Source organism: Acinetobacter gerneri DSM 14967 = CIP 107464 = MTCC 9824 (assembly GCF_000368565.1).
GTDB classification, from domain to species: Bacteria; Pseudomonadota; Gammaproteobacteria; order Pseudomonadales; family Moraxellaceae; genus Acinetobacter; species Acinetobacter gerneri.
The window spans coordinates 498432-518369 of sequence record NZ_KB849543.1; the positions used below are offsets into that span (position 1 = coordinate 498432).

Genomic DNA, 19938 nt, shown 5'->3' on the forward strand with positions numbered 1-19938 from the left:
AAATGGCTTATCTAAAAAATAAATCGACTACGCGTTGTTCGGAAATTTGTATGTATAAACCAACCACAGCAGTGTGGCAGTCTTCTGCGGCATCTTTATTTAAAATTACTTTTTTAGCTTCTGCTCTTGCAGCACTTGGGCTTACAACTGGTTGTTCTTCAACTCCGAGTAAACCGACCGCGCAATCTTCTGGATTGTTGGATGCGGGAAGTTTTGATTCGATGGAAGACTTACTTTCAGCAACTGACATGCGAGCGGTGGAAGGGGATCGCTTACTCGTTTTAAAACACGGTGATGTTTGGAAACGTATGACAGTTGGTTTTAAAATGGATGAAAACCATTGGGATTCACGTATCGAGGCTCAGCGTAGTTGGTTTGTATCACGTCAACCCTTTTTGGATCGTCTGAGTGCTCGTGCTTCACGTTATTTATATCACACAGTAAAAGAAGCTGAACGTCGTGGTTTACCGACTGAATTAGCCTTATTGCCGATTATTGAAAGTTCTTATGACCCTGCAGCGACCAGTAGTGCAGCGGCAGCGGGGATGTGGCAGTTTATTCCAAGTACGGGTCGTATTTATGGACTGAGACAAACGGGTCTATATGATGGACGCCGTGATGTAGTCGAGTCTACACGTGCAGCGTATGAGTTTTTAGGTAGCTTATACAATCAATTCGGTTCTTGGGAACTTGCATTGGCAGCCTATAATGCTGGTCCAGGACGTATTCAACAAGCGATTAACCGTAACCAAGCTGCGGGATTGCCAACAGATTATTGGTCACTGCGTTTACCGCAAGAAACCATGAACTATGTACCTCGTTTTATCGCGGTTGCTCAGATTGTAAAAAATCAGAGTAAATATGGTGTTTCTTTACCACCGATTGCAAACCGTCCTCACTTTAGAGAAGTACAAGTGCAAGGTGGTGTAAGCCTTAACCAGATTTCTCAAATTACAGGTTTAAGTCGTCCTGAATTGTATCAATTAAATCCGGGTTATCGTGGTGAAGTGATCGATCCAGCAAGCCCAATGCGTATATTGATTCCTGCTGATCTCAATCCGAATGTGGATACTAAGCTTCGCGCATTAAAAGGTACGGGTGATAGTGGTTTTTGGGCGAGTAATAATACACCTGCTGCAACAACTACGACTACGCCATCTGCCAGTTATTCTTCAGGTGGTGTGACCAGTTCAGTGACTACACGTACAAGTGCAACGACCCCGTCTTTGAGCCAGACTTTGAGTACACCAACAGCGACCACTGTTAAGACAACGCCTAAGCCTGCTGTGACTTCAAATACAACAGCTGCGGTAACTAAACGTGTTACTACACCGAATGGGGCTGACGAGTTGGCTGCATTTGCGGCTAGAGCTGATGTACCAAGTGCACCACGTATCCCTGTAGCAGTAACACCTGTGACGAATGTTAAGCCTGTTAACGTCGAACCACCAATTTCAGCTCAAGAACGTAAAGATATCTTGGCTGATGTCAAAGCTGAGGGTGCTAAAACTTCTGTAGCGCAAGCTTTACAACCTGAGGCAAGCAAAGCTGAAACTGAACAAGTTGTACAAGAGATTAAAGCGATTGCACCGCAAGGCACAGAAGTTGTTGATCCTTATGATGGCAAAATTAAGTTAACTGCGATTCAAACCAGCCAATCAGTTGCCGATTTACAAGGTAAAGAAAATACAGTAGGTTTCGCTTATCCTAAAGGTTTGGCAGCTAGTGCTGATTCTGACGAAGCAAAACGTAACCAAGACAAAACCTTTATCAAAACAGATACTGATATCGTCGTGGTTCCTCCTCGAGGTAAACGTAGTACTTATACTGTTTTACCGGGCGATACTTTGGCGATTATTGCAGCTAAAAATAATGTCAATTGGCGTGATATTGCAAAATGGAACCAAATTGATCCAAATGGGACATTATTTGTTGGTTCTAGTTTGTATTTATATGATGCTAAACCTCAAGTGGATGCACCGAAGCCAAGTCAAGCAGCTACGCCAACGAGTTATGTGGTCAAACCAAATGACAGCTTAACAGGCGTTGCCAATGAGTTTAATTTGACCGTTCAAGAGCTTGCGAGTTTTAATAATTTAACACCGACCAGCAATCTATTTGTAGGTCAAAAGCTCTCACTCAAAGATATGGGCACAAAAGCGACAGCGAGTGCGGTAAAAGCTGAAAATAAAACACCTAAAATTAAAACCAAGGTATATGCCGTTAAGCGTGGTGAATACCTAAAATTGATCGCTGATCGCTATGCATTGTCAAATCAGGAATTGGCTGATTTGACTCCGGGTTTAAATGCGGGCAGTAATTTAATGGCTGGTCAAAAGATCAATGTTCCATTAAATACGGTCAATGCTGATGATGAAACGGATACCCGTTTGACCAGTAAAGTCGCGGAAAAAGTTAAAGCTGAAAGCACGATTAAAACAGAAAGCTATAAAGTTCAACGTGGTGATACACTTTCAAGTATTGCGGCTGAGCATAAAATTAGTTTGTCTGACTTGGCTGAGTTAAATAATTTTGCAGCCAATAAATCGTTGATGGCAGGTCAAAACATCAAAGTCCCAGCGGGCAATAGTGTGCCTGATAGCTATACCGTCCAATCAGGGGATAGCTTAAGTGCAGTCGCAAGTAAATATAATTTGCCAGTCGCAAAACTTGCTGATTTAAATGGTTTGAGTACAAATTCTGGCTTATTTGTTGGGCAAAAATTGCAGTTGACTGGTGATGCCACTCCTGCAAAAGCTAAAACCACTGTATCTGCAAGTAAACAAGCGGATGAGCCAAATGTTCATACTGTTAAATCTGGTGAAACTTTAGCAAGCATTGCCAAGAAGTATCATTTGCAATTGGCATTTTTAGCTGAGTTAAATGGTTTAAGTAAAAACTCTGCAGTACGTGTAGGTCAACGTTTGAAAGTAGATGGTGATTTACCTGAAAAATCAAACAAAAATGATGATAAGCTTGTTGCAAAATCTACAGCTAAAGTCACCAAAAATACCCAAAAATACACCGTACAATCAGGTGAGTCATTACACTCGATTGCAGGTCGTGTTGGCTTATCTGTAGGTGAGTTGGCGGATTTAAATAATCTAAGCGCTAAGGCAAATCTGATGCGTGGTCAAAGTATTGTCATCCCTAAAACCACCACAGAATATAAAGTGAAAAGTGGCGATTCCTTGATTCGTTTAGCTAGCAAATATGGCATAGATACCAATCAGCTCGCAGAAATGAATGATTTGAAACCAAACTCACCTCTACGTATTGGTAGTGTGTTAAAAGTTCCAAATTGATTCGATACTTGATAAAAATAAAGGAATAAAGCTGTATGCAACAGAGATTTGCGAAAGCAAAACCAATGGGTTTTGCTTTGGGCATAAGTTTAATGTGTTCGAGTGTTTGGGCTGTGGTGCAAACAACACCTTATATTTCAATATATGGTAAGCCTTTGTACTCAGCCCAAAGCATAATGCCTTATGCAAATCCTAATGCACCTAAAGGTGGCATCTTGAGTACCTCGAGCAATGGTACTTTTGACAATCTCAATAGCATGAATGGTAAAGGTCGATATGCCGAGGGCGTAAACTATCTATTTGATACTTTAATGGATAGTTCACTTGATGAACCTAATGTCATGTACCCACTTTTAGCTGAAAAAGTGACCTATGATCCTGAACATGCAAATTATATTATTTTTCATCTAAATCCAAAGGCACGTTTTAGCAATGGTACGCCTGTGACCGCTGAAGACGTCAAATTTAGTTTTGATACTTTTCAGACTAAGGCCAATTTAGGCTTGCAGATGTATTTATCAGATTTGGCAAAGACAGAAGTTTTGTCAAAATATGATGTCAAAATGACATTTAAATCCAAAAATAATACGGAAATGCCGCTGATTTTGGCGCAAATGGCGATATATTCCAAAGCGGATTGGGCTAAAAAAGACTTTGGTAAAGTGACCATGCAGCCAATTTTGGGGTCTGGTCCATATCTGATCGAACGCATTGATGCAGGACGTAGTATTACCTATAAGCGTAATCCCAATTATTGGGCGAAAGACCTACCAGTCAATCGCGGACGCTATAATTTTGATCGTTTGAAATACGTCTATTATCGTAGTTTAGAAGTAGCGTTTGAAGGTTTTAAGACAGGCCAATTTACCTTGCAAGAGGAAATGTCTGCTCGAAATTGGGTGACGAACTACGATTTTCCTGCTGTAAAAGCTGGAATGATTGTCAAATACAATGCCAAAGTAGAAAAACCCAAAGATCTACAAAGTTTTGTGATGAATACACGACGTGCGCCGTTCAATGATATTCATTTTAGACAAGCTTTGACTTATGCCTATGATTTTGAATGGCAAAATAAAGCTTATTTTTATGGGCAATATCAGCGATTACAAAGTTATTTTTCAGGTAGTGAACTTGCGGCAACAGGCAAGCCTAGCGCCAAAGAATTAGAAATTTTAAAACCTTATTTGGCAAAATTAAGCCCTTTGCAGGCGCAAGGCGTTTTGGCTAACTGGAAATATTCTGCTTCTGATGGTGGTGGCTTTAATCGCAACAATTTATTGATTGCACATCGAATTTTGCAAAATGCAGGCTATCGTTATCAAAATGGTCTATTGCTTGATCGTCATGGCAAACCAATTCGTATTGAATTTATGATTCATCAAGATAATTTACAACGAACATTGATGCCTTATGTGCGCAATTTGAAAAAACTGGGTATTAGCGTCAATATTCGTGTGGTTGATGTGCCACAGTATCTTGAGCGTACACGTAAAAATGATTTTGATATGATCACTTTACGTATGCCGATGAGTATTACTCCCGGCAACGAGCAACAACAACTTTGGGGTAGCAAAGCCGCTGATGAAGTTGGAAATTACAATTTTGCAGGGATAAAAAATCCTGCAATTGATGCCATGATTGAAAAGATTATCCAATCGAAAAATCGTGATCATGTGGTGCTTTATTCGAGAGTATTAGATCGCTTGTTACGTGCAGGCTTTTATCAAATTCCAACTTATGGTAAAGATGGTTCATGGTTTGCATATTGGAATATGTATAAACAGCCGACGATTAAGCCGAAATTATCAACAGGTATTGATTATTGGTGGTCTGATCCAGTACAGGCTGCAAAAGTTGGGCAATACCTCAAGAAAAATTAAAAATAGGCACTTGGGTTTATTGATGATTTTTCAATTTTATGATGAAAGACTTGATCAATATTGTTTTATAAATACGTGAAGTCACAAGGAACCTCGTTTCGATGGGCACATATATACTAAAAAGACTTCTTCTGATTATCCCTACATTGTTTTTAATCTTATTGATTAACTTTGTAGTGGTACAGATTGCACCCGGCGGTCCTGTAGAGCAGGCGATTCAACAGGCTGAAAGCTTTCAAGGTGTCGGAGCTGCTCAAGGAGGCGGTGAGGTTGCTAAATCTTCAAATAGTAACTATCAAGGCGCACGTGGTTTAAGTGATGACATGGTTGAAAAAATCAAAAAACAGTATGGTTTTGATCAACCTGCGTATCTACGATTTTGGATCATGCTCAAAGGTTATGCGCATTTAGATTTTGGGACGAGTTTCTTTAAAGATAAACCTGTCACTCAGTTGTTATTGGAAAAAATGCCAGTGTCTCTCTCTTTGGGGTTATGGAGTACGTTGCTGATTTATCTGGTTTCGATCCCATTGGGAATAAAAAAAGCCAGACAGCATGGACAGTTTTTCGATAAATCTACATCCTTACTTTTGGCTGTAGGCTATGCTGTGCCTGCCTTTGTATTTGCTATTTTATTGATTGTATTTTTTGCTGGCGGTACCTATTTCCAATGGTTCCCATTACAAGGCTTAGTATCTGACAATTTCCATGAATTGAGTGTTTTTGGCAAAGTGAAAGATTATTTTTGGCACATGACTTTGCCTTTAATTACAATGGTTTTGGGTGGTTTTGCTGGATTGACCTATCTGACCAAATACTCATTTATGGAAGAACTTTCCAAACAATATGTGCTCGCAGCCAGAGCCAAAGGTCTAAACGATCGACGTGTCTTGTATGGTCATGTTTTTCGTAATGCGATGTTGATCGTGATCGCAGGTTTACCTGAAGCATTGATTGGGATTTTCTTTGTCGGCAATTTATTTATTGAGATTATTTTTAACCTTGATGGGTTGGGATTGCTTGGTTTTGAAGCGATTCAACAACGAGATTATCCATTGATTTTTGGAACATTATTTTTATTTACCTTGTTAGGATTGGTGCTCAGATTAATCAGTGATGTGCTTTATCAAATCATTGATCCTCGTATTAGCTTTGAGTCGCGAGGAAATTGATATGTCACCAATAATGCAGGCACGTTTCAAACGATTTAAACAAAATAAGCTGGGATTTCGCTGTTTTATCCTTTTTGTGATTATTTTTATTCTGTCTTTGGGTTCAGAGTTTCTCGCCAATGATCGACCACTCTTGGTGAAATATGATCATTCGTTATATTTTCCAGTATTTAAGGATTATCCAGAAACGACATTTGGTGGGGTTTTCCAAACTGAAACGGATTATAAAGATCCCGCTGTACAGTCTTTGATTGATGAGAAAGGTTGGGCAGTATGGTCGTTGATTCCATTTTCGTACCAAACGCCAAATTTTGCTTTGGCACAACCCGTACCTTCTCCACCATCTATGCAAAATTGGCTCGGTACAGATGATCAAGGTCGTGATGTTTTAGCTCGGATTTTATATGGGCTTCGGGTGTCATTGCTCTTTGGTTTGGCCTTAACTTTTTTTGCTTCGATTATCGGTGTCATCGTTGGCGCAGTGCAGGGCTATTATGGTGGATGGGTTGATCTGATCGGTCAACGAATCTTGGAAGTTTGGGGCGGTTTACCCACTTTATTTATGGTCATGGTACTGGTCAGTATGTTTACGCCAAGTGTGTATTGGCTATTTGTGATCATGTTGATTTTTGGTTGGCCAAGTTTGGTTGGTTTGGTGCGTGCAGAATTTTTAAGAGCAAGAAATCTGGACTATGTACGTGCAGCTCGTGCCTTAGGTGTTCGAGACAGTACGATTATTTTTAGGCATATTTTGCCAAATGCCATGAGTTCAACCTTGTCTCAACTGCCATTTATGTTGACTGCAAATATTACTGCGCTGACCGCTCTAGATTTTCTAGGTTATGGTTTGCCGCCTGATGCAGCATCTTTGGGTGAGTTGTTATTACAGGGTAAAAATAACCTCAATGCGCCGTGGCTTGCGCTTTCAGGCTTCTTTACTTTGGCTCTGGTCCTATCATTATTGATTTATATTGGGGAGGCGACTCGTGATGCATTCGACCCAAGACGAAACTGATTCACAAAAAGCGATACTCTCCGTTCGCCATTTACATATCGAAAGCCAACAGCAGGTTTTGCTTGAGGATCTCAATTTTGAGCTAAGAAATGGAGAATGTCTGGCGATCGTCGGAGAAAGTGGTTCTGGAAAATCAATCAGTAGTTTGGCGATGCTGGGATTATTACCTGAAAATCTCAAATCGACAGGGCAAATTATTTTCGAAAATGAAGATATTTGCAAAATGTCGGATGAGCAATTACGTCCAATCCGTGGCAAACGTATTGCAATGATCTTTCAAGAGCCGATGACAGCACTCAATCCACTGCATAAAGTGGAAAAAATCATTGGTGAAACGCTATTTTTACAAGGGCTAAGCAAAGAAAAAGTCCGTAAAAAAGTACTCAGTTTACTGTGTGATGTGGGAATGCCTGATCCAGAAGATAAACTGGATCGTTATCCACATGAGCTTTCAGGCGGTCAAAGACAGCGTGTCATGATTGCCTCAGCACTTGCCTTAGATCCTGATATTATCATCGCTGATGAGCCTACAACGGCTTTGGATGTGACTTTGCAGGCGCAAGTACTCAATCTTTTACAGCTGTTGATCGAAAATCATCAAATGTCGATGTTATTGATCAGTCATGATTTGAATTTGGTCAAACGCTATGCAGATCATGTCATCGTGATGAATAAAGGTATCGTTGAAGAATCAGGTACGGTAAATGATATTTTCCAATATCCGAAATCTGACTATACCAAACACTTACTTGATCATGATTTTGGACAAGCAAATCCCTTGCCTGAACCACGCGAACGGGTATTGGCACTTGATCAGGTTGGGGTGAAATTTCCAATCAAACAAGGATTGCTCAATCGTGTCGTAGATCATTTTGTCGCAGTAGAGCCATTGGATCTACGACTAGATCAGGGTGAGTCGATTGGTATCGTGGGGGAGAGTGGTTCGGGTAAAACCTCATTGGCGTTGGCAGTTGCACGTTTGATAAAAAGTGAAGGTGATATTTATATATCTGGGCATAACCTCAATAAGCTTAATCAAAGACAGCTCAGACCCTTGAGAACTGATTTTCAGATTGTTTTCCAAGATCCTTTTAGTAGTTTGAATCCACGTATGACCGTAGAGCAAATTATTGGTGAAGGCTTGGTTTTGAAAAAACTGAAAAAGGATGAAATCGCTCAAAAAATTGAAGATGCGCTGACTCAAGTTGAATTGCCTGTTTCTTTTAAAGATCGCTATCCACATCAATTGTCTGGTGGGCAAAGACAACGTATTGCACTGGCGCGTGCTTTGATTTTACAGCCTAAATTGATCATTTTAGATGAACCGACTTCTGCTTTGGATCGTACGACGCAGCGTGCAATCGTCAAATTATTGCGTGATTTACAGCAGAAATTTCAAATTAGTTACATCTTTATCAGCCATGATTTGAAAGTGGTACGGGCGCTTTGTCAAAAAGTTTTAGTGCTACGGCATGCGAAAATGGTGGAGTTTCAAGATACTGAAGCTTTATTTGAAAAGCCAAAAGATAAGTATACTGAGCAATTGATTAATGCGAGTCGTTATTAACGGCACGATTTAAAAAGATGCTTTAAAAGTGGTTTTATACGTCATTTTAAAATAGTGCTTGAACAGAACTTAAACTCGCGTTAAAACAATGACTGGTAAATTTGACATAATTGATTGTCAAATTTTACTTGACTGATCCAATAATTTCATTAGAGTAAATACTCTAAAATAAAACAAGAGAACATGTTCATGAGCCATCTTGCTGAAAGTATCCAAATTCGAAATGTCACATTTAAAAATCGCATCATCAAGGCTGCGATGAGTGAAGCACTGGCAAACCATGCAGGTGAGCCAAATCAAATTCATTATGGATTGTATGAAGCTTGGGCAAAAGGTGGGCTTGGCTGTGCGATCACAGGCAACGTCATGGTTGATGCTCGTGCCAAAAATGAGCCGGGTGTTGTTATTGTTGAAACAGAACGTGATTTAGACAAGTTAAAACATTGGGCTGATATCGGTAAAAAATACGGTATGGTTCAACTGATCCAGTTATCGCATCCGGGTCGTCAATGTCCAAAAGGTCTTAATAAAGAAACTGTTGCACCTTCAGCAGTACCATTTAGTCCTTTATTGGCAACGACTTTTGCAACGCCACGTGAACTGCATGAAGATGAAATTTTAGATATTATCCAACGTTTTGCAGAATCAGCACGTATTTGTGAAAAGGCTGGTTTTGAAGGGGTGCAATTACACGGTGCACATGGTTATTTGATCAGTCAATTTTTATCCCCAATCACCAATAAACGCCAAGATCAATGGGGCGGTTCGATTGAAAATCGTATGCGTTTCTTGCTTGAAATCTATAAAGCTGTGCGTAGTAAAACGTCAGAGCAATTTATTGTTTCAGTAAAATTGAACTCTGCCGATTTCCAGCGTGGTGGTATTACTGAAGAAGAAGTGATCCAAGTCTTTAAAGCAATCGATGCTGCGGGAATTGATCTGATCGAAGTTTCTGGTGGAACATACGAAGCACCTGCAATGGCTGGTGCAAAAGCAGAAAAACGTAAACCTTCGACCATCGCACGTGAAGCATATTTCCTCGATTTTGCTGACAAGATCCGTAAAGAAGTGAAATGTCATTTGATGGTGACAGGTGGCTTCCGTACTGTTGTAGCGATGAATGCTGCTTTGGATAGTGGTGCATGTGAGTTTATCGGTATCGCACGTCCGTTCGCAGTAGAGACTGATTTGACCAACAACCTAATTGCAGGTCAAGACGTACGCTATGCTGTTGAGCAAATCAAAACAGGTATTCCATTTGTCGATAAAATGGCAATCATGGAAATCATTTGGTACGCAGCGCAGTTTAAATCCATTGGTGAAGGTAAACGTCCAAATCCAAAACTTTCACCTTTAAAAGTATTTTTCAATTATGCGAAAAATAATGTGAAAGCCGTGATCAAAGGGCGTGTTAATTCACGTAAAAGTGCTTAGTTGCTGCTGATACTTGATCAGAAAATAGATTGAATATTACCAAGCTTTAGACCAATAAGTTTGGTAATCCAAAGTCGACCAATTGCCTTTCGCCAATGCGTTTTGGAAGGCAGGTCGGCTTTTTATTTCATTCAAATAATGCTGAATGTGTTCAAATTTAGCAAATTCAGGATTGGCTTGGACACAGGCCTGCAATGGAAACCAAAGTAAAATATCTGCGACAGTAAACTCAGAGCCTGCAATCCATGGGTAATTGATCAATTGACGATTGATTAAAAAAAGTTGTTGCTCTAATGCCATGTTTAAATAAGCCCGATCAACGCCATATTTAATCGCACGCGTGATAAAACCAAGTGGAAATGGAGTACGCGCGACGATTTGTGCAAAGACTTGCTTTTGTACGATGTTGGGCATCAAAGAAGCTTCAGCAAAATTTTTCCAATAAAAATAATGCAACTGTTCTGCTGAGCTCAAATCACGTAAACCAATTCGTGGAAAACGATGGCTTAAAAAATCTGTTATTGCAGATGTTTCAGCAAGGACGATTCGTTCTAAATTTTTATATTCTTCAATGACTAAGATCGGGGCTTTGCCAAGTTCATGAATTAGTTTAAGATCATCTGTGATTTGACCATCTGCTTTGGTTTCACAAAAAACCAATTGGTAGGTCAAATTCAGTTCTTCTAATAACCAAATGATTCTTTGTGAGCGTGAGTTTGGTAAATGAAATAAAGTGAGTTGCATAATAATTACAGTTAATGTCAATTTTTGAGAGGCGCTGATTCAAAGATCAATCAAGAATGCCAGTTTGCCCTAAGAAAAAAAGATTAAAAATAGTTTTGATTGCTTGCTTATACAGGAGAATTGATCAATCAAAACAACAAAAAATACGCTATATTAATTTTTATCATATTAAAAAAATGACGTATAAACAATGAAAATGATACAGCAAATCTATTTGGGCTTTTTACTGAGTATTTTATGTGTTTTGGCAAGTGCAGCCGAAGATTTTCAAACAGGGGATATTATTTTTCAAACTTCAAAATCAGCACAGAGCTTGGCAATCCAAAAAGCCACACATTCTCCTTATAGCCATATGGGAATGTTGGTATACAAATTCAGGTCAACTTTGGGTCTTAGAGGCTGTGCAGCCCGTTAAATACACGCCATTTCAGCAATGGGTTAATCGTGGCGTAGGTCAACGCTATACCGTAAAGCGATTGTATAAAAGCTTAAATCCAGCACAACAACAAAAACTTCAAATCGCAGCAGAGCAATATTTGGGACAATCTTATGATCTATATTTTGAATGGAGTGATCGATCTATTTATTGTTCTGAAATCGTATGGAAAGCTTATAACCAAGCGTTAAATATACAACTTGCTCCCTTGCAGCAGCTTAAAGATTTTGATTTGTCTGATCCATCAGTTAAAAAATTGATGCAACAGCGTTATGGAAAAAATATTCCACTTCAAGAAAAGGTGATTTCACCTGATGCATTGTTTCATTCAAAATATCTGATCACGGTCAAGAGCAAATAAGTGAGGCATAAAAAAACCAGAGTCATAATGCTCTGGCTTTTTTGTGAGATTACTCTCGAATGTGGCGACCCTACGGGGATTCGAACCCCGGTTACCGCCGTGAAAGGGCGATGTCCTAGGCCTCTAGACGATAGGGTCACTGCAGAGGTGGGCGTATATTAGGGTGAATATGACAAGCTGTCAAACCTTTTTCTGCGATTAATGCCGAAATCGAGAATGAATGTGTAAAAATACAGCAATTTTACCAAATTAGCCGTGACAAGGGCTTAATAGCGCAGGATGAACGATCGGTTCTAACAAACTTTTTACCACTGATGGATGCTGTAGATATCCCATAATTTCATGAGGTTTACTGATAAAAGTTGAAATCGGTTTATTGATAATTGAAGGATGAAAATTAAATGGTGAATCTATGAGCGGAAATGTTGTTAAGAAATCATCATGTGAATAAAAATTGTACCAATCACCATTTAAAATATTTGGACGCGAGATCGGCTGAATCAGTTTGGACTGTACGACACGGAAAGCCAAAGGTGAGCCCATAGTGATAAAACGTTGAATACAATACTTCGGTTTGAGCTGCTGGAGTAGGTTATATGCAATCACAGTCCCTAGAGAATGCGAAACAATAATATGTTCTTTACTTTCATCCAAACTATTCAGTACACGCTGATGGACTTCCTCAACAAATACAGGATTGGCAAGATACATATAAGTTTCGATGAGAAAGCGGTGGATCAGTCCTTCATGTAATTTTGGAAAATTGTTGAGCAACATAATAAATTCTTTCAATGCAATATCTTTGGCAAGCTGTGATGCCAGAAATAAACGTGTTGAAAGTTTAATGGTCTGTTCTTTGGCAAAATGCGGCAAAAGCGGAATGAGTGTAGCTTGAGCCTCTTCGATCGAAATGGTTTTTTTACTGCCAAGCCCAAGTGGAAGTCTAAAATTCATTAAGGATTTTGGGAGGAAAGCACCCAAATCAAAGTTGTTATTCATGCGATGTTTGGTAATTAAATCACCGTAAAAAGGCATCGCAATATCAATTTTTGATAAATCGACATTGAGCCTAGATTCTTTAATCCCTTGATTTAAAATATTGATCCAGTGCTGACGCAGGGTATTTTCCGTATAGCTCTGCTGATTCATTCCATGGATAAATATAATTTTCATTTTTGAATAAATATTTATGTGATTGTAAAAGCTTAATTTAGTAATAAATGCGAACCAATTCCAGTATTAATGCAAAAAAAAGTGTAGCTTTTTTGCTACACTTTTTAAAAATTAAATGTTTAAAAATTATTCAGTTGGCTTGGATTTATATAGCAGCGCATAACTGATATAGCATCCGGCTATAAAGATCAAACAACCAATAAAGCCTGCAAGCATCGAACTGTCAGCCGCCATACTGATACAAGTGATCAGACAGAAGGCAAATCCTAAAATCGGCACAACAGGAAAGAGTGGTGCAGCAAATTTCAGTTCAGCTTTGGTATGACCTTGTTTATACCATTGGCGACGGAAATTAAACTGACTTAAACAGATACTCATCCAAACCACAACCATGGTAAATGCAGCAACACCGAGTAGGTTTTTAAAGATGGTTTCAGGTGCAAACTGTTCAGACAAAAGCCCTGGAATTGCACCAAACATGGTGACGATTAGGGCAACGATTGGTGTACCTGATTTTGACAATTTTGAAAAAACGCTTGGCAACTGTTTTTGCACTGAGAGCGACCACATCATACGAGATGCCGCATATAAGCCAGAATTTGCCGCAGATAACAATGCAGTGATAATCACAAAGCGCATGATGTCTTCAGCATGTGGAATACCAATAAAGGTAAATACGGTCACGAATGGACTGCTACTGACACCTTGAGCATTCAATCCTGACATTTCAGGTGGTAAAAGCGCACTGATGACGATGATCGTACCCACAAAGAAAATCAACAAACGCCAAATCGCTGTGTTAATCGCTTTAGGCACATTTTTCGCTGGATCTTCAGTTTCACCTGCTGCAACCCCGATCAATTCAGTACCTGAAAAGGCAAAATTGACGATGAGCATGGTAGTAAAAATAGGCCATACCCCTTGAGGTAAAAAGCCATTTGCGGTGAGGTTATGAAATAACGGAGCAGATTGCATACCGTTAAACGATAAAATCCCGAAGATTGCCATTAAGCCCAATACGATGAAACTAATGACCGTGATGACTTTAACCAGTGATAACCAAAATTCTGATTCTGCAAAAAGGCGTGTTGAACTGACATTTAAGCTAAAAATTAAGGCTGCAAAAATGATCGTCCAAATCCAAACTGAAACATGCGGAAACCATTCTTGCATCAACAATGCGGCAGCAGTAAATTCAGTTCCGAGCGTTGCCGTCCATGTCAGCCAATACAACCATGTGATCATATAGCCAGTTGCAGGACCAATAAAACGATTTGCATAAGTACCAAATGACCCAGAATCAGGCATTTGAACAGCAAGTTCCCCAAGGCAAAGCATTACCATATAGGCAATGATACCTCCTAAAATATAAGCGATAATCGCACCAATTGGTCCAGTCTGCGAAATCACTTCACCTGAACCAAGAAAAAGACCAGTACCGATCGCACCACCTAAAGACAACATCACGAGGTGACGGGTACTCATCGCACGTTTTAACGGGCGAGAATTATTTTGATGCATCGCATCGTTTGGATCTGATGAGTGCATAACAGAAAAACATTACAGAACAATGAAGCAGGATATTTTAGTGAAAAATAACAATAGTGCAATCAATAATGAAGAAATGATGAGTATATGAAGAAATAATAATTATTATTTTAAAATGGCGACCCTACGGGGATTCGAACCCCGGTTACCGCCGTGAAAGGGCGATGTCCTAGGCCTCTAGACGATAGGGTCGTTGTGAGGTGTTGCTATAATATGGAGAAATGCTTATCTTGTCAAAGTTCTTTTCATAAAAAATCATTTAAGCGTTTAAATAACAGTCATTTAATCCAATTTCTATATTTAAAAGTGAATCGAGCGTGCTTAAACATGACAAATAATGTCAATGGAGAGAAGGGATGTTATTGCTAGAAAAATCATGTGACGATTAAATGAGTTTAATAAAAAATAAAATCTGTGAATTTTTTGGGAAATATTGAATTTTTAAAAGCTAGTCTAAGAAAATAAAGAGAGTACATTATATAGTAAAAAATACTGATAGCGATGGGGGTATGCATTCCAAAAATTCAAAATTCTCAAGAAGACTTAAACGTCTTAAAGACATGGGGATCTAGCGGTATTGTGTGGAAATAAACCGAAGTTATTTCCACACATGTAATGGGTGCGGTAAAGAATTAGTCTATTTTTTTGTGATAGAGCCAATAATAGCTAACATAACAAAATGCCATGAAAATCAAACAACCGATAAAGCTAGACAGCAAGTCAGGTTGGAATGCCATACTGATCCCAGTGACGGTACAGGTGACAAATCCAAGTATCGGTACGAGAGGGAACCATGGGGTTTTAAACTTGAGTTCTGCAAGCGTATGGCCTTCTCTGAGCCATTTTTTACGGAAGTTATATTGGCTTAAACAAATACTCATCCATACAGGGATCATAGTAAAAGCAGCGACGCCCATCAGGTTTTTAAAGATCAGATCAGCACCGAATTGTTCAGATAAAAGACCCGGTAGACCACCGATCATGGTCACTAAAATCGCGATGACAGGTGTACCTGATTTGGTCAGTTTAGAAAAAATCTTGGGTAATTGCTTTTTGGCAGAAAGTGCCCACATCATGCGTGAGGCACCATAAAGCCCTGAGTTTGCTGTAGAAAGCAGCGCTGTGATGATCACAAAACGCATAATATCTTCAGCATACGGAATCCCGATAAAATTGAATACCGTTACAAATGGACTGCTGCTTAAACCTTGTGCGTGATTGCCTGAAAGTCCTGCATTTTCGAAAGGTAATAATGCACTAATCACGATAATGGTTCCCACAAAGAAAATCATTAAACGCCAAATCGCAGCATTGAGTGCTTTAGGGACATTTTTCTCAGGATTTTCAGCTTCACCTGCAGCGATACCGATCATTTCAGTACCATTAAAGGCAAAATTGACGATTAGCATGGTGGCAAAGATTGGAAATAAACCATTTGGAAACCAACCATGTGCAGTCAAATTATGAAATAAAGGTGCTGTTTCATGCCCTTGAAATGGGATTAAACCAAAAATGGCAGCCAGACCTAAAAGAATAAAGACCAATACGGTTGCGACTTTGACAAAGGATAACCAAAATTCGGATTCAGCAAAAAACCGTGTTGAGGTTAGATTTGAAATCAGTACAGCAACAATAAAAACTAGCGTCCAAAGCCAAATTGAAGTGGTTGGAAACCATTCCTGCATCAGCAATGCTGCTGCAGTAAACTCTGTACCTAGTGTCGCTGACCAACCGAGCCAATACATCCACGACACCATATAACCTGTGCCCGGTCCAATATTTTCAGCAGCAAATGCGCCAAAAGAACCCGAAACAGGCAGGTTAACCGCAAGCTCTCCCAAACACAGCATGACCATATAGGCAATTAAACCGCCAATGATATAAGAAATGACTGCACCAATCGGACCTGCTTGTGCAATCACTTCACCTGAACTTAAAAAAAGTCCCGTACCGATTGCACCACCTAAGGACAGCATGATGAGGTGACGCTTGGTCATTGATCTTTTTAGGGCAATAGAATTCCCCTCAGCAGATCTTTGCTGATTAGGTTGATCGGGAGATTGCATATTCGTTGTATAAATATTAAAAAATGTATTTTAAATAAAGTTGAAGATTAAGCCAAATCATAATGATTAAAGCTTAAACAAGATGCTATAGCTATTGGTCTTAACAATAAGGAAAACTGATGTATTTACCAGAACACTTCAAAGAAAGTGATCAAGAAAAACTTTTTGAGTTGATCAGAGCGTATCCATTAGGTGCATTGATTGTCTATGTTGATGGAGATTTTGAAGCAAATCATCTGCCTTTTGAGATCGTCGCAGAAGGTGAGACATTTAAGTTAAAAGCACATATTGCCAAAGCCAATTCTTTATTTGAAAAATTAAAACTTCAAACAGGTATCGAGGTACTTATTATTTTTCAGGCTGAAAGCCAATATATTTCACCGAATTGGTATCCCGAAAAACACATTCACCATAAGGCTGTACCGACATGGAATTATCGTGTGGTGCATGTGAAAGGGAAGTGTTATCTGATCGACGAAGAAAAGTATTTAAGAGGGATTTTAGCGCGTTTAACTCGTCAACATGAGCAAACTCAGACGAAACCTTGGAGAATGTCAGATGCGCCAGAACAATATTTACGGGAGCAGTTAGAAAAGATTGTAGGGATTGAGATTGAAATATCTTCGATCATTGGTAAATCAAAACTTAGCCAAAATCGTAGTCAGGCAGATATAGAAAATGTGATTGAAAAATTACATGAAAATGGTGCTGAAAAAATGGCAAATATAATGCGAAAAAAATAATAAAAATAAATCGAAAATGATTTTATATGAGAATTGAAATCATAAGATGGCGACCCTACGGGGATTCGAACCCCGGTTACCGCCGTGAAAGGGCGATGTCCTAGGCCTCTAGACGATAGGGTCGTTGTGAGGATGGCGGTATCTTATTGATCCGCCACCAAAGTGTCAAGTAAGTGAGGAGACAGTTTGTTCAAAATATAGCAAAACAGTTCAGCAGTCTTTTGCGTATCGTATAAAGCAGAGTGAGCTTCTTTACCATCAAACTCGATTCCAGCTTGGATACACGATTTAGCAAGTACAGTTTGACCAAACATTACAGCACTTAACGTCACTGTATCAAACACAGAAAAACTGTGAAAAGGATTTTGATTTTTTGTACCAGTACGATCAATTGCAGCTTTTAAAAAACCTAAATCAAAATGTGCATTGTGACCGACCAACACAGCATGCGTACATTGCTGTTTGCGACGCACTTCCGTGACTGCTTTGAAAATACGTTTTAATGCCGTTTTTTCATCTTCAGCCATAGCAACGCGCATAGGATTAAACGGATCTACTCCGATAAACTCCAAAGATCTTCGATCTAAATTTGCGCCTTCAAAAGGGTTAATATGTGCATGGTGTGCTTCACCGGGTACAAAATTGCCCTGTTCATCGTATACGATTGGAATACATGCTATTTCTAACAATGCATCTGTTTCGGCATTAAAACCTGCTGTTTCAACATCGACAACAACAGGTAAAAATCCACGAAAACGTTGCCCGATAACAGGTTGAACGCTATCTGTCACATTTTTCTCCATTGAATGGTATTTCCAGCATAAAGTGGAATAATTTTTTCACCATCCAAATAGTCTAAACTTTCAGGAATAACCTGATCTTCTTTCACTAGTGTAATCGTTTTTGTATTGCGCGGTAAACCATAGAAGTCAGCACCGAAATGGCTAGCAAAGCCCTCAAGACGCTCAATACGACTCACTTGGTCAAATGCTTGAGCATAAAGCTCGATTGCGGTCGGCGCACTATAGCAACCAGCACAACCACAGGCATTTTCTTTTGCATTTTTAGAGTGTGGCGCACTATCAGTTCCTAAGAAAAACTTAGGATTGCCACTCGTTGCCACTTCAAGCAAAGTTTGCTGATGAGTTTGGCGTTTTAAAATTGGTAAACAATAAAAATGCGGTTTTACACCACCGACCAACAAATCATTTCGATTAAATAATAAATGTTGAGGGGTAATGGTTGCCGCAACATTACGATCTTGTTCTAAAACAAAATGAGCTGCATCACTCGTTGTAATATGCTCTAAAACAACTTTTAATTCAGGGAATTGCTGTAAAAGAGGTGATAAAATATCATCAACAAAGCGTTTTTCACGATCAAAAATATCAATATGATTGTGTGTCACTTCACCATGCAATAACAACGGAACTTGATGTTTTTCCATTTGTTCGATTACGGCGTAGACTTTGCGAATATCGCTCACACCACTATCTGAATTTGTCGTTGCGCCTGCAGGATAAAGTTTGATTGCATTGACATATTCAGAGTCTGCAATTTTACGAACTTCGTCTGGAGCAGTATTGTCAGTGAAATAAATCACCATGCGCGGATCAAAATCTACGCCTTCTGGTACATGTGCCATGATTCTTTCACGATAAGCATTTGCTTCATCGACTGTTTTTACTGGCGGAACCAAATTAGGCATACAAATCGCACGAGAAAATTGTTGCGCTAAATCAGGGACTGTACGTTTAAGAGCGAGACCATCACGAAGATGCGCGTGCCAATCATCAGGCTGAAGAAGAGTAATCGTGTTCAAGGCAATTCAAACTGAAAAATAAATCCGATGATAAAGCAAAAATGCTTAAAAGGGTAACAACAATTTCGATTAAAAAGTGGAAGTGATCTATTAAGAAAATATTAAAAGTTTATTAATTGGTCAAAACATACTGAATGCAAACAAGTTCAATCTATTTTATAGAATATGTTTCATGAAAGTGTTGTAAACGTAGGATAAAATGATTTTTTAATTAAATTTAATAGAACTTCTTGATATTGATTTAAATGAGTTTTTAATTTCTTAAGTCATTCATTACGTGGTTTTTAAATACAGATGATTTAAAAATGCTCACGATAATGATGCAGTAAATAAGAAATTAATTAAAAGAACGGGTAATAAAATATAATTAGAAGAAGATAAACGTTATTTTAAAAAAATATTTTGTATGAGTCTTTTATAAATATCATTAATCATAAATTAACACTAGAGTTATCTGATTTTCTCAACTAGGTTTTAATAATAAAGAGTATTATTTTTTTAAGTTATTTATTTATATGGTAATTTATTTTAATTAAAAATATCATGACATTCTAAAACCCCTGTCTAAGATGAAAAATGACTATAAAGTGTCTAATAACTAGAGATTTTAGCAGATAAGAAAGATAGATTTTTAGAAGATTTTAGAGTGTTTGTACCCGCAAAAGAACTCAA

Annotated in this window: 15 protein-coding genes and 3 tRNA genes; 9 read left to right on the forward strand and 9 right to left on the reverse strand. The window is 38.8% G+C overall.

Annotated elements, in window-relative coordinates; translation table 11 throughout:
* Window positions 1–50 precede the first annotated feature (50 nt).
* The 6 genes from F960_RS10565 to F960_RS10590 all read left to right on the forward strand — a co-directional run bounded on the left by F960_RS10565 (window position 51) and on the right by F960_RS10590 (window position 10373).
* Window positions 51–3305: a LysM peptidoglycan-binding domain-containing protein gene (locus F960_RS10565; RefSeq protein WP_004863836.1), complete on the forward strand. Its 3255-nt coding sequence runs from the start codon at window positions 51–53 to the stop codon at window positions 3303–3305.
* 35 nt (window positions 3306–3340) lie between these two features.
* Complete coding sequence (locus tag F960_RS10570) at window positions 3341–5185, forward strand: extracellular solute-binding protein (RefSeq protein ID WP_004863838.1); 1845 nt, start codon at window positions 3341–3343, stop codon at window positions 5183–5185.
* A gap of 101 nt (window positions 5186–5286) precedes the next feature.
* On the forward strand, window positions 5287–6357 hold the full coding sequence (locus tag F960_RS10575) for a microcin C ABC transporter permease YejB (RefSeq protein WP_004863840.1): 1071 nt from the start codon (window positions 5287–5289) through the stop codon (window positions 6355–6357).
* A gap of 1 nt (window position 6358) precedes the next feature.
* Window positions 6359–7372, forward strand: a complete 1014-nt coding sequence (locus F960_RS10580; RefSeq protein ID WP_004863843.1) for an ABC transporter permease — start codon at window positions 6359–6361, stop codon at window positions 7370–7372.
* Window positions 7347–8939 (forward strand): ABC transporter ATP-binding protein, encoded by a 1593-nt coding sequence (locus F960_RS10585; protein WP_004863848.1) that lies wholly within the window; start codon window positions 7347–7349, stop codon window positions 8937–8939. Before F960_RS10580 ends, F960_RS10585 begins: the two co-directional genes overlap by 26 nt.
* A gap of 189 nt (window positions 8940–9128) precedes the next feature.
* A complete protein-coding gene (locus F960_RS10590) occupies window positions 9129–10373 on the forward strand; it encodes an NADH:flavin oxidoreductase/NADH oxidase family protein (RefSeq protein WP_004863850.1) in 1245 nt (414 codons plus the stop codon).
* A 36-nt stretch (window positions 10374–10409) separates the two neighbouring features.
* On the opposite strand, the gene F960_RS10595 is transcribed toward F960_RS10590, so the two are convergent.
* Complete coding sequence (locus tag F960_RS10595; protein ID WP_004863852.1) at window positions 10410–11117, reverse strand: glutathione S-transferase; 708 nt, start codon at window positions 11115–11117, stop codon at window positions 10410–10412.
* A gap of 190 nt (window positions 11118–11307) precedes the next feature.
* Between F960_RS10595 and F960_RS22975 the strand changes: the two genes are divergently transcribed.
* Both F960_RS22975 and F960_RS10600 read left to right on the forward strand, forming a co-directional pair.
* Window positions 11308–11532 carry a C40 family peptidase gene (locus F960_RS22975; protein WP_020846412.1) on the forward strand — a complete coding sequence of 75 codons (225 nt, stop codon included), beginning with the start codon at window positions 11308–11310 and terminating at the stop codon, window positions 11530–11532.
* Window positions 11519–11914: a YiiX/YebB-like N1pC/P60 family cysteine hydrolase gene (locus tag F960_RS10600; RefSeq protein ID WP_020846411.1), complete on the forward strand. Its 396-nt coding sequence runs from the start codon at window positions 11519–11521 to the stop codon at window positions 11912–11914. The genes F960_RS22975 and F960_RS10600 overlap by 14 nt, the downstream gene beginning before the upstream one ends.
* A 62-nt stretch (window positions 11915–11976) precedes the next feature.
* On the opposite strand, the gene F960_RS10605 is transcribed toward F960_RS10600, so the two are convergent.
* From F960_RS10605 to F960_RS10625, 5 genes are all read right to left on the reverse strand, one after another.
* A tRNA-Glu gene (locus F960_RS10605) sits at window positions 11977–12052 on the reverse strand.
* 111 nt (window positions 12053–12163) lie between these two features.
* Entirely contained in the window at window positions 12164–13087 is a 924-nt protein-coding gene (locus F960_RS10610) for a lipase family protein (protein WP_004863856.1), read from the reverse strand.
* A gap of 126 nt (window positions 13088–13213) precedes the next feature.
* On the reverse strand, window positions 13214–14635 hold the full coding sequence (locus F960_RS10615) for an amino acid permease (RefSeq protein ID WP_004863858.1): 1422 nt from the start codon (window positions 14633–14635) through the stop codon (window positions 13214–13216).
* 116 nt (window positions 14636–14751) lie between these two features.
* Window positions 14752–14827: transfer RNA gene (locus F960_RS10620), tRNA-Glu, on the reverse strand.
* A gap of 440 nt (window positions 14828–15267) precedes the next feature.
* A complete protein-coding gene (locus tag F960_RS10625; protein ID WP_004863861.1) occupies window positions 15268–16701 on the reverse strand; it encodes an amino acid permease in 1434 nt (477 codons plus the stop codon).
* A 119-nt stretch (window positions 16702–16820) separates the two neighbouring features.
* Here F960_RS10625 and F960_RS10630 point away from each other — a divergent pair, with 119 nt between their 5' ends.
* Complete coding sequence (locus tag F960_RS10630; RefSeq protein WP_004863865.1) at window positions 16821–17444, forward strand: FMN-binding negative transcriptional regulator; 624 nt, start codon at window positions 16821–16823, stop codon at window positions 17442–17444.
* Between the two features lie 47 nt (window positions 17445–17491).
* Here F960_RS10630 and F960_RS10635 read toward each other — a convergent pair.
* The 3 genes from F960_RS10635 to pyrC all read right to left on the reverse strand — a co-directional run bounded on the left by F960_RS10635 (window position 17492) and on the right by pyrC (window position 19266).
* A tRNA-Glu gene (locus tag F960_RS10635) sits at window positions 17492–17567 on the reverse strand.
* A gap of 20 nt (window positions 17568–17587) precedes the next feature.
* Window positions 17588–18247 (reverse strand): ribonuclease T, encoded by a 660-nt coding sequence (gene rnt, locus F960_RS10640; protein ID WP_004863871.1) that lies wholly within the window; start codon window positions 18245–18247, stop codon window positions 17588–17590.
* A complete protein-coding gene (gene pyrC / locus F960_RS10645) occupies window positions 18232–19266 on the reverse strand; it encodes a dihydroorotase (protein ID WP_004863874.1) in 1035 nt (344 codons plus the stop codon). The genes rnt and pyrC overlap by 16 nt, the downstream gene beginning before the upstream one ends.
* Window positions 19267–19938: the final 672 nt, after the last annotated feature.